Genomic DNA, 10996 nt, shown 5'->3' with positions numbered 1-10996 from the left:
AAGCTTACGCAAAGTCAAAGACCCGGCCGCTGCCGCCGGTCGTGCTGCCGGGGGAACCGCAACAGACCGCGCCACGCGAAGTCATCGAGGAGGCGCCCATCGAACTGGGCCATCTGCATTTCAGCTGGCACATTCCCGATTTGCGCCATCCCGATGTGCCGGTTCTGGACGTACTCGCGACCCTGCTCGGTGGAGGACGCAGTTCGCGCCTTTACCAGCAGGTGCGTGAAAAGAAGGGCCTCGTCCATACCGTTGACGCCTGGACGTACAGCCCCGGCAACGCCGGATTGTTTGGCGTGAGCGCGGTCGCAGACGGCGACAAATTCTCCCCGGCTCGCTACGCGATGTTTGACGAAATCGAAAAGGCGAAATCAAAACCCCCTTCACCCGCTGAACTGCGGAAGGTCGTCAAACAATTCATCTCGGCCACGCTTTCGGCGCGCAAGACCATGCAGGGCCAGGCCCAGGACCTTGGCGGCAGCTGGATCGCCGCCAGCGACCTCAGTTTTTCGGAACGCTATCTGGAAGCCGTGAAGCGGGTGAAGGGCGCCGACCTCCAGCGAGTCGCCCGCAAGTATCTGACGGTGGAAAATCGGACCGTTTACGCTTTGCTCCCCGCCGGGTTACGGCCCGGGCAAACGCAAACGGCGCCCCGGATTGCCGACAGCGCGATCCAGCGACATGAACTGTCAAACGGCCTCCGTCTGCTCGTGAAAGAGGACCATCGTCTTCCATTTGTCGAATTTCGCGCGGTCTTCAAGGGAGGGGTGCTGGCCGAAACCCTTCCGACCAATGGGGTCTCGCAGTTGACCGCGAAGATGCTGTTGAAAGGAACGAAGAAGCGGACCGCTGAACGAATTGTCGAAGAGATTGAATCGCTGGGCGGCAGTATTGACAGTTTTGGCGGCAACAACAGTTTTGGCGTGAGCGCGGAGGTAATGAGCGAAGATTTTCCCGACGGAATGGACCTCCTGGCAGACGTGCTGTTGAACGCGGTTTTTTCGAAGCCTGCCTTGGAACGCGAGCGCGAGGTTCAGCTGGCGGCGATCAAGGCACAACGGGACCAGTTGCTTCAAAGCTGTTTTCGCGCGATGCGCCGTACCCTGTTCGGCGACACCGGCTATGGCCTCGATGCCCTCGGGTCCGAGGAAAGCGTGGAAAATCTGCAAACCTCCGATCTGAGATCATTCCATCAGAAGCTTGTCTCTCCAGACAACTGTGTCCTCGCCATCTACGGGGATGTGAAATCGAAACAGGTTTTGTCGGCTGCAAAGCGGGCCTTCGCCCGATGGGAACGCGCCGGCGCCAGGGCCCCGCTGCCGCGCGCACGCAACAATCCCGGCCGCGCCACCGAGACGCGCGACAAGAAACAGGCCGTGGTGGTCGTGGCGTTTCCCGGCACGACCGTTCATGCCGCGGATCGCTACGCGCTCGAGCTCCTCCAGGAATCATGCAGCGATCTCGGGTCCCGGCTATTCCTGCGCATCCGCGATGAGCTCGGACTGGCCTACTACGTCGGCGCTCAGAATTTCTTCGGACTGGCGCCGGGCTACTTCGCCTTCTATTGCGGCACCGCGCCCGAAAAAGTCGAACTGGTTGAACAGGAGTTATTGAAGGAGGCGGCCTTGCTGCGTGAAGGCGGTTTGACCGCGGAAGAACTCAAGCGCGCGAAGGCAAAGCTGATCGGACAAAAGAAAATCGCACGCCAGGACCTGGGGAGTTTTGCCATGACCACCGCCCTGGACGAGCTCTACGGCCTCGGGTACACCAACGCCGACACCGAGGACACAAAATACGAAGCGGTGACTCAGGATGAAATCCGCTCGGTGGCGGCGAAATACCTGGACGCGGACGCTCTGGTGGTTGCGGTCGCTCAACCAAAGAAGATCTGATCGTTGGTTGCGAATGAACCGGGCTGGCGCCGCCTGCGCGATCACTGCGGAAGCACGTGGCCGGCGACCGAGCAAGTCGGCGGCAGGCTGACGCCGTTTACAGCGTAGGCGCCGCCGGAAGGACAAACCGGAAAAGTCTCGCCTTTGAAGTACGGCAACAGGTCCTGCACGCTCGGAACCGCATCGGCGGTCTTTTTGTTCTCCAACGCCCACTGCTGTTTTGCGCCGTCAATCTGGCGGAGGTTGTTGACGCAGGCACTGGCCTGGGCGCCGACCTGCGCGTCGATACCCGCCTGCACGAATCGCTGGTTTTCCGCGCGCAACCGGTCGTTCTCGGCGAGAAGCTGCTGGAGTTGCTGCTGCATCTGTTGCTGTGTCACTGCGTTGGCTTTCGCTTGCGCGGCGTCCGGGGCGGAGAACCCCGGTTTGGACGCCTCTTGCTTCTCCGAGCGCAACTGGTGGACTTCGTTGCGCAAGCGGTGAAGTTCCTCGTTCTCTTTGCGCAAACGGGCCAGCTCCTCCACCTGCACCCGGACCCTTTTCAATTCCTCGTTTTCGGCCCGCAGCGCGGACAGTTGGTCATTGTCCTGCCGGAGCTGCATCAGTTTGGACTCGTCGCTCTCCTTCTCACGCCGGTAAACGAGAGTCAACGCCGCCAGCAACGCGAGAGCAACGCACCATGGTAAGATTGGTTTCACAGCCTCAGTTAGGGAGGTCACATGTCGATAAGACCATTCCGGGCGCGAGATCGTTCGATCCAGTTTGGTCAGGTCGACCGGGTTGATTCTTGGCGGGCCGGGTCCAGGGTGTCAATTCCGCTCCGCGCCGGGGGCCGCACGGACGGCGGACGACACCCTCTGAAATTGGTTTGCGCTTGGTTCACAGACCGTTTTAACTGAGGCGGTGATTGACGAGCCGTTTTTCCCGACGACCGGCATCCTGCATTCGCGTGGCAAGGCCCAGCTTGCCTTTCATGAACGCGCCGCAAACGCGTTCTCCAATGAATTCGGACGCACTGTTTTCCTGCGCGGTGTTGTCGAGGTCTCCAATTTCTGCCGCGAGAACTGCTCCTACTGCGGCATGCGGCGCGGGAATCGCGACCTGTCCCGACATCGCGCCCGGCTCGACCAACTGGCAGACCTGCTCGTCCATCATCGTCCGGCGAGCATCACCGACATCAACATTCAGACCGGGGAAGATCCCGTTGCCGTCCGTGAAGTGGTTTTGCCGCTCATCCGGATTCTGCGTCGTGAAACCCCGGTCGGGATCAGCGTGTGCCTGGGCACGTTGAACCCTCCAATTTACGATGAGCTCAAATCCGCAGGCGCATCCATTTACATCATTAAATTCGAAATCGCCGACCCGGAACTCTACGCACGGATGGAGGCGCCGGGAACTCTGGCGGAACGGATCGAACACATCCGCCTGCTGGCGGCAAACGGCTGGAACGTCAGCTCCGGCTTCATCGCCGGACTGCCCGGTGAAAGCGCGGACGCCCTGCTGGCGAATTTCGCTCTGGCCCGCGAACTGCCGCTGGACGGTTGCAGCGTCAGCCCGTTCATTCCGGGCAATGAGACGCCACTGGCGTCTTCCCCCACGGCCAACGTTGATTTGACGCTGAATTGTATGGCGGCGCTCCGCCTCATGCGACCGGACTGGGTGATCCCGGCGGTCAGCGCGCTCAACATCGCCGAGCCCGGCAGCGGTTACCGTCGGGGCCTCCGCACCGGCGCGAACCTCGTCACCATCAACCTGACGCCGCCCGATCTGCGCGAGGATTATCTGCTCTACAAACGGGACCGCTTCATAATGACCGAGGAGCGGATTCTTTCCGCGATTGCTGCCGAAGAATTGAAGCCCTCAGAGCGGAGTCTCGCCGATCATTACCACCAAAAACTGGCGGAGACGGCCAAGACCCGCGCCCGGCGCGCCGAGACGCTGGTCGCCTGATCTTATTTTTTTGTCCCCTGATACTCGCTGAGAACACGGCCGGTGGTCCGACGCGCCACGTCCACAAATCCCGCGCAGGACAACGCCGAAAGAATCGAAGCAGGAGGAACACACTCGGCAATGGTGGCCCAGTAGTACTCCATGAGCCGGGCCGAGTCGCGATGCCGGGTGCCCAGCCGCGTAAGCAATGGCATCAAGCGGCGCATGTAAAATCGCATCAGGCCAAAGCCCGCTCGCGACAAAGGGCGCGTAATCTCCAGAATCAGAACCCGGCCCTTTTCGGACAACACACGGTGGAACTCCGCGAAAAGCCTGCCGAGATCTTCGACATGCCGCAGCGCGTAACCCATGGAGATAAAATCAAACGTTTCATTCCGGAATGGCAGTGCTTCACCGATGCCCTGCATCAGTTGATACGCGTGCCTTCTCTGGTTTTCAGACAGCATGCCGCGACTCGGATCCAGCCCGGTCAGATCATCAGCCGGAATGCCGAGGTCCAGCGCGGCTTGCGCCACCAAACCGGTCCCGGTGGCAACGTCGAGCACCCGCAGGCCCGGCCGAAGCCCCGCCTGCCGCAGTGCGCTGCGGCGATACCGGCGGTCGGTCCCCCATGACATTGCGCCGCTCATCCAGTCGTAATCGCCCGCGGCACGGTCGAACAAATCGCCGACGTAACGCGCCCGCTGGGCTGCCGTCGGATAAAACTCCGTCAACGGACGATGCGGGGCAAGGCGCGCCGGTATCTGCTCGTTTTTGTCCGTGATCATTGATGCGGCGTGGTGCCGCCAACGGGAATCAGCAGTCGATCCGGCTGTTTCTCCGCCACGCGCGGGCGCCCCCAACTTCGCCACCCTTCCCGGATTTCCAGCAACAACCAGCCGGCCAATGCGCTGAAAACCGGCAGCACGCTTGAGCGCGAAAAAGTGTAGCCCTTGAACATGAAACTACGACCCGCGTTCCTCCTTCCCAGCCGGCCGCGTTCGCGGCGGCGGCGCGCAATTCGCGCCAGGCGCCGATTGTACAGACGCATCAGGTGGAAGAACGGTGCCGAGACCGGCGAGGCGAATACCGGCTCACTTAGCGCGGCGGCGCCGTATTTGTATGGCTGCGACGCCACGCCGAGGTAGTAGAGACCCAGGTCGAGAAGGAAGGCCAGGCGCATCAAGTCGTATTCTCCCAGGTACTCGTACTTGTCCAGGTAAAGAGCCGTGGACCAACGCTGATAGCTTTGCGCGAAATCCCGGTTGTGCTTCGCCAGCGCGGCCGCGATGTCTTCTCCACGCTGCTGAGACAGAATCAACTTAGCGCTGGCGCTCGCAGTGAAGGAAACCCAGTCCATGCCCGGACTGTAAAGCGGGTCAAGAAACGCTGAGGCGTCACCAACCAGGGCAAAGCCGTCCCCCGCGAATATCGTGCTCCAATACGCAAGGTTCTTGCGCCAGTGCACATCGCCCTCCCGCCACGTGGCGTCATCGAGTATTTCCCGCGCCACGGGATGCTGCCTCAGAAAATGTTTTAACCGGTCTCCGAGCTGCCCGCCCTCCGGCCAGTGCACCCGGCGCTGGTCGAACACCACGCCCACGCTCACGTCGCCGCCTTTCAGTGGGATGCACCAGGCCCACCAGCCGTCGCCGGTAAAGTGGTTCGTGGCCGTCGCGCGAATACCGTGGCATGTCTTTGCCCAGTCCGGAAATTTTCCGGCGAGTTCCAAACCATCCCAGTCCTTGACGCCGGTCCAACGCGCCCAGACGGCGGTTGTGGGATGCGCGGTGTTTGGCCGCCACCAGCCTTCCTGGCGCGCGAGTACCGCCGCGATGCCAGAGGCGTCCACCACCCAGCGCGCCCGGACGGATTCTGTTCGTTCGTGCCGTTTCACCTCCACGGTTTGTTCTCCGCCCGCGTTGAGCACGATTCTTCCCACGTTGGCAGGACGCCACAATTCGGCTCCGAGCGCACAGGCGCGGCGCAGAACCTCCTCGTCGAGCACGGCGCGATCCACCTGATAGGCTGGCACACGCGCCAGATAACGGCCGCCGATCTCGCTGCAATCGGCCAGCGACTTCGTCTGCCCGTTAAAAAACCAAAAGCGCATCCCCTGCTTCACGAGATGCGCTTCGTTCAGGTGCTGGGTCAATCCCAGCACCCGGCTCAGAAAGTAACCGCTGACCTCGACCGTTGCCTCGCCCACACGCCGTGCGAAGGCCGCCGCCTTCTCGACAATCAACACCCGCAGCTTCGGCTGCTCGCGCAGCAGGAGAATGGCGGTCGCCGCCCCGGCCAGAGCGCCGCCCACGACAACGACGTCATAGTTCGGCGGCCTTTGCGGCAACGCGGTCACGTTTCAAGCCGCGTTAGTCAACGCGGTTGATACGAAGATCCCGGCGCAACACCTTGCCGTCTTCCGCCGAGATGAAAATTTGTCCGATGTCAGCCTGGTCGTTGGGGTTCCTCAACTTGGCGGCCCACAGCCGGACTCGCCACGTGGGACCTTCCTCGCCACGGTCGAGCCACATTTGCGAGGCCTTCATCGTCAATTTTTCGAGCAGTGGATCTTTGAGGGCGGTTTCCAACGCCTTGTCCGAGTCGATTTTCAGATCTTTCGTATTCAGCGCCTTGTAATCGCGGCCGATTCGTTCGAACATGCGCATCGGCCGGGTGACTTCGAGCTTTTTGCCCGCGCCGAATTTGACTTCCGTCGCTCTGAACTTGGCGTCCTGGTCAAAATAAACTACATACCAGATGATGGGTGTCATGGAGCCAACCGATTTATCCGAGCGAATCTGGACGATTTTGTCCTTCGCTTCGTCGCTGACGTAGCGATTGCCCTCCTTGGCAAGCTGAAACGCGGTCAGGTCGGCCGCGTTCGCGAATTGCCCCAACGCGCCTGCTGCCACCAGAACAGTCAGCCATGTGCCAGTCAGTATTTTCGTTTTCATGCGCCGACTCTAGGCGACGACCATTCGACTGACAACCCTGAAAACCGCCGGCTCGACCTCCAAACTAAAACGATTCGAGCGCCAGCCGTCAAGGAGTGCGAGATGGGGATTCTCGTTGATGAAACGACCGCCACCCGAATCAAATCTCCGTCAGTTTATTGCTTTGGTGAGGTCACTGGCTCGGCGGCGACCGGGCTAGATGGTGATGAGTTTTGTTGCTGACCGATGTTTTGCTTGATTGATGTTGAAACGGTTGTTGCTAAAAGACCTGCTTTACCCCAGCTCATCACCTCTAGTCTTCCTTTATTATCGAACGATAAGAAGAGATGGTCGAATGGCAATTCATTCAGTCCTGCACCGAGGCTTTCACCCAATGACGGTTGCTTGCCATCCGGGTCGTACCGGACGAAGGCCAATCCTGTGACGTTGGCTAGGGTATTGTTCGGCACGATCGTAAGTTCATCGTGTTCTTTGTCCATCTCAACAAAAACTTGCGTCTGTGTTGGCAAGCCCATGACGGCGACGACCTCTTGGAGTGTCATTCCTGTTGCAATAGCTTTGGATTTCTCTTTCCATTCCGCTTCTTTGGCGAACGTTTCTTTATACTCATCTTTCATTTTCAACTCTTGTCGCCATTGCTCCCGGGCTGTTTCCGTGCTTTCTCTAGCGGCTTGAGCTTCTTCCGGTGTCCATACACGTGCGGATGGAGCCTGAGTCCGAAGTACCGGTACCAATCCGGTCGCCGTCGCGACATACGCAGTAAAGACCAGTTTGGTCGTTTCGGGCGCAACAATTCGCGGCGCAGGTGTGACCTGCTCTGCGCGTGAACGAAGCGCAACCTTATCGGCGGATGATTTCTTTGTTGGTTGCACTTCCGGCATTTCCTGCGTCACTATCGCACTTTTACGGGACACCGTCTTCAGCACGACAAGAGCCGCGACACTTAAAACGCAAATGATCATGAACGGCTTTTTCATGGCTGGTTGTAATACTGCCGAGCTTCCTGCAAGGTCATGGGAGTGATCGTGGCTTCAGTTCCAACCGTTGCGTTGAGCACTTTCGCCCTTACCGGACTGGCACCCAAAGCCGAAGTTACTTTTACAGTCAGTGTCATGTGCCATTCAGCCGACTAAGACATTACTCCATTGTTCCACGTTGGCCAAGTACGCGCCGCGAATCGCAAGGAAATGATCGAGCCTGTATGCAATGCGCCGAAAACGTCCGCCGCTCGACCGAGGTTAATACCGGGCGAATCGGTGGAGTAAATATATCGCCCCCTGTCGATAGTCGTATCAACGCCTGCCGTTTATCAATAATACTGCGAATGTTTTACATAGCGCAGCGGTCACCGGTTTGACTTGCGGCAAAGTTCTTCGCTAGTGTGCAATCAAATAATCAAACCGTCGTGCTGTTCTCGTCAAAAAAACGTTTCACCCCTCGGGCGCGTGTCGTCGTCACGGGTACCGGAATCGTCACTTCCCTCGGCGCCGGTTGGAAAACCAATGCCGAAGGTTTTCGCCTCGGTCGAGTCGGCATTCGCGCAGTCACTCTTTTCGACGTCTCACGTCAGCGCGTGAAGGTCGGCGGAGAAGCGACATTACCCCCTGCCCTGCCCGAGACTCTTTTGTCTGCGAAGCAGGCCTGGCGGCTTGATCGCGCCGCAAAACTGTTGCTGCTTGCCGCGCACGAGGCGTGGCATCAATCCGGATGGCGGTCTTCGGATAATTTGCCTGTGGTGCTCGCGACGACGAGCGGCGGAATGAGCTTTGGCCAGGATTTTTATCGCCACGCCATTGGCACGCCCGACGCCCACCGCGGCCAGCCCGCTCGTGTGGTCCATTACCAGGCGCAACGGCAGGCGCTGAATCTTTGCGACGCATTCGGCTTCAGCGGCCCCATCACCATCATCGCCAACGCCTGCGCTTCCGGCGCGAATGCCATCGGCCACGCGTGGGAGTTGATCCGGGGCGGCCACGCGGAGCGCGTTCTTGCCGGCGGTTACGATGCGCTCAGTCATCTCGTCTTTGCCGGATTCGATTCCTTGCAGGCGTTGTCGCCCACGCGCTGCCGTCCGTTTGACGAACGCCGCGACGGGCTGGCCATTGGCGAAGGCGCGGCGGTACTCACACTGGAAACACTCGAACACGCGCAGCGCCGCGGTGCCGCGATTCTCGGCGAAATTGCCGGCTATGGCGCAGCCACGGACGTGCATCACCTGACCCAGCCGCATCCGCGCGGCGACGCCGCATTCACAACCATGACCGCTGCCTGCCAGAGCGCCGGCGTGACGCCAGAGCAAATCGGCTACATCAACGCCCACGGCACCGGCACGCCGTTGAATGATTCTGCCGAGGCTGGCGCGATCAATCGCTGGGGCTCAAAACACGAGCCAAAAATTCCGGTCAGTTCGACGAAGTCCGGCATCGGACATTTGCTCGGGGCGGCCGGCGCGGTTGAGGTGGCAGTCTGCCTGATGGCGCTCCGTGGCCAATGGGTGCCACCAACTTCCACGCTCGAATCGCCGGATCCCATCTGCGCGTTCCCGATCGTAAAAAGGCCAACCGACGCAAAATTGGAATATGCACTGACTAATTCCTTCGGATTCGGCGGCGCAAACGCGACCATTATTTTGCGGAGGTGGCTGTGAAATGACCGACGCGGAGACCATATTCGTCAAGGGGGTTGGCTCGGTATCGCCCGCCGGCTGGGGCGTGCTGCCCCTGCGCGAAGCGCTGGCGAAAGGCTGTCCACTCTTGACGAAGGAACTCCCGCGCCCCGGTTGGACGGCGCCGCTGCGCGTGCGGGCCGTGCCGCCGTCTTTGACACGCCCGGGCTTCATGACCCACGCCCGGATTCGCCGCGTAAGCCCGATCACCCAATTCGCCGTCGCCGCCGCTCTCGAGGCCTTGGGTGACGACGTCGGACCGGTGGGTGACGGCTCGTTGCGCCTTGGAATTGTCCTCTGTGTAATGACCGGCTGCGTGAATTATTCCCGCCGGTTCTATGACGAGGCGTTGAAAGATCCGGCGACCGCGAGTCCACTGGTTTTTCCGGAGACGGTGTTCAACGCCCCCGCAAGCCACCTCGCCGCGCTGCTGGGCACGACCGCCATCAATTATACGCTGGTCGGGGATCCGGGAACCTTTTTGCAGGGACTCGCCCTCGCCGCCGATTGGCTGTCGAATAAACGGGTTGACGGCTGTCTCGTTGTTGGTGCCGAGGAGATCGATTGGCTTACCGCCGACGCCTATCGTTTATTCGCGCGCGGCATCGTGCTCAGTGAGGGCGCGGGCGCGTTGTATTTGCGGCGAGAAGACTTGCGCGGCTTCACGGTGCAGCTTCATTCCATCACGAGCCCGCATTTGTTTTCTCGAATGCAAAGTCGACGACGGGCCGCGATGCGAATGCGCTCAGAGATGCCCGTCGGAAATTCCGGGCACCTGCTTTGCGACGGACTCCAAGCGTTACCAAGCCTGGACGCCGACGAAAAGGAAGCCTGGAACGGCTGGCCCGGTGCATCCTTGTCGCCAAAAAAATATCTCGGTGAGGGATTGGCGGCTGCATCCGCGTGGCAATGCGTGGCGGCCATTGATGCGCTGCGCCAACACCGTCATCCCGCGGCCACCGTGAGCGTGGTCGGGTGCAATGAACAGGCCATCGGCGCCCATTTTGTGATTTCAAATTCCTGAGTTCCGGTTTCAATTCCGCCGCATGAGTCCCCGCGTCATTCTGGTCACCGGCGCCAATGGCGGTCTCGGTCGCGCCATCGCCGCAGCTTTCCTCGCCGAGTCTCCGCAAAACCTTCTCTGGCTCGGTGTGCGCGCAAACCGCGACAAGGCGGAGAGTCTGTCGCGCGAAAACCCGGGGCGTTGCCGGCTCGTCGAATTGGATGTGACGCGTCCGGACGAATGGCAAAAGGTGGTCGCGCGGATCGTCTCGGAAGACAAGCGGCTCGACGTGCTGGTCAACAACGCGGGAAAACATCACGACGGGTTGCTGGCGAACCTTCCTTTCACCGCCTGGCAGGAGGTAATCGCCTCGAACCTCGACGCGACCTTCCACGGCTGTCAGGCCGTGTTGCCCACGATGATTTCCCAGCGGAACGGGAGGATCATCAACATCGCATCCCTCAGCGCATTGCTTGCGCCGGCCGGCCAGACCAATTACGCGGCGGCCAAGGCCGGCGTGGTCGCCCTCACACAATCCCTGGCCAAGGAA

General features: G+C 60.4%; 10 protein-coding genes. 5 read left to right on the top strand and 5 right to left on the bottom strand.

The window, feature by feature from the left end:
- Window positions 1–1892: insulinase family protein (locus VN887_16335; GenBank protein ID HXT41576.1), on the top strand; the 1892-nt coding region annotated here is incomplete at its 5' end.
- Between the two features lie 41 nt (window positions 1893–1933).
- On the opposite strand, the gene VN887_16330 is transcribed toward VN887_16335, so the two are convergent.
- A complete protein-coding gene (locus tag VN887_16330; GenBank protein HXT41575.1) occupies window positions 1934–2590 on the bottom strand; it encodes a hypothetical protein in 657 nt (218 codons plus the stop codon).
- Window positions 2591–2795: 205 nt separating this feature from the next.
- Between VN887_16330 and VN887_16325 the strand changes: the two genes are divergently transcribed.
- A complete protein-coding gene (locus tag VN887_16325) occupies window positions 2796–3842 on the top strand; it encodes a radical SAM protein (GenBank protein ID HXT41574.1) in 1047 nt (348 codons plus the stop codon).
- Between the two features lie 2 nt (window positions 3843–3844).
- Here the strand turns inward: VN887_16325 and VN887_16320 are convergent, their stop codons facing one another.
- The 4 genes from VN887_16320 to VN887_16305 form a co-directional block, all read right to left on the bottom strand.
- Complete coding sequence (locus VN887_16320) at window positions 3845–4609, bottom strand: class I SAM-dependent methyltransferase (protein HXT41573.1); 765 nt, start codon at window positions 4607–4609, stop codon at window positions 3845–3847.
- On the bottom strand, window positions 4606–6180 hold the full coding sequence (locus VN887_16315) for a tryptophan 7-halogenase (GenBank protein ID HXT41572.1): 1575 nt from the start codon (window positions 6178–6180) through the stop codon (window positions 4606–4608). The genes VN887_16320 and VN887_16315 overlap by 4 nt, the downstream gene beginning before the upstream one ends.
- 13 nt (window positions 6181–6193) lie before the next feature.
- Window positions 6194–6778: a hypothetical protein gene (locus tag VN887_16310; protein ID HXT41571.1), complete on the bottom strand. Its 585-nt coding sequence runs from the start codon at window positions 6776–6778 to the stop codon at window positions 6194–6196.
- Window positions 6779–6933: 155 nt separating this feature from the next.
- On the bottom strand, window positions 6934–7755 hold the full coding sequence (locus VN887_16305; GenBank protein HXT41570.1) for a hypothetical protein: 822 nt from the start codon (window positions 7753–7755) through the stop codon (window positions 6934–6936).
- Window positions 7756–8159: 404 nt separating this feature from the next.
- On the opposite strand from VN887_16305, the gene VN887_16300 reads away from it, so the two are divergent.
- The 3 genes from VN887_16300 to VN887_16290 all read left to right on the top strand — a co-directional run.
- On the top strand, window positions 8160–9425 hold the full coding sequence (locus tag VN887_16300; GenBank protein HXT41569.1) for a beta-ketoacyl-[acyl-carrier-protein] synthase family protein: 1266 nt from the start codon (window positions 8160–8162) through the stop codon (window positions 9423–9425).
- Window position 9426: 1 nt separating this feature from the next.
- Window positions 9427–10467, top strand: coding sequence for a beta-ketoacyl synthase N-terminal-like domain-containing protein (locus tag VN887_16295; GenBank protein HXT41568.1), 1041 nt, complete (start codon window positions 9427–9429; stop codon window positions 10465–10467).
- Window positions 10468–10489: 22 nt separating this feature from the next.
- Window positions 10490–10996 (top strand): SDR family NAD(P)-dependent oxidoreductase (locus VN887_16290; GenBank protein HXT41567.1); only part of this gene is annotated, 507 nt, incomplete at its 3' end.

Origin of the sequence: Candidatus Angelobacter sp. (genome assembly GCA_035607015.1) — a bacterium.
Classification (GTDB): domain Bacteria; phylum Verrucomicrobiota; class Verrucomicrobiia; order Limisphaerales; family AV2; genus AV2.
This window is presented reverse-complemented; position numbering and strand designations above follow the sequence as displayed.